Source organism: Oceanobacillus saliphilus (assembly GCF_023522835.1).
Lineage (GTDB): Bacteria > Bacillota > Bacilli > Bacillales > Amphibacillaceae > Oceanobacillus > Oceanobacillus saliphilus.
Genome location: NZ_JALCZU010000123.1, coordinates 1 through 271, shown reverse-complemented (window position 1 = coordinate 271; position 271 = coordinate 1). Strand labels below are relative to the sequence as shown.

The 271-nt window shown below is 48.3% G+C and carries 1 protein-coding gene; it reads right to left on the bottom strand.

The genetic code is table 11. The annotated features are described in order from the left end of the window. Positions 1 to 271: hypothetical protein (locus MN204_RS20670; protein ID WP_249872934.1), on the bottom strand; the 271-nt coding region annotated here is incomplete at both ends.

The following is a 271-nucleotide window of genomic DNA, read 5'->3' as shown; positions in this document are numbered from 1 at the left end:
AGCGCCTGGTAGGCTGGTTCCTTCACACTAGCTGGCACACCATCATGTGTTGCCTTGGCGTAAACTGATCGCACGTCAGACATAAATGCCCCAATTTGATCGTCCCAAGACTGCTTCGTTGCCGTTTTCATTTGCTCAGCGATATCGTTCAATTTCTTAACCGTATCGCGAACATTAGTTGAGGATGGCTTCCCTGCTTCAGCCATGCCCTGGTTGAACAAGTCATCAACATCCGAAGAATGAATACCAATTCGTGCAGCGTCGTTTTTGG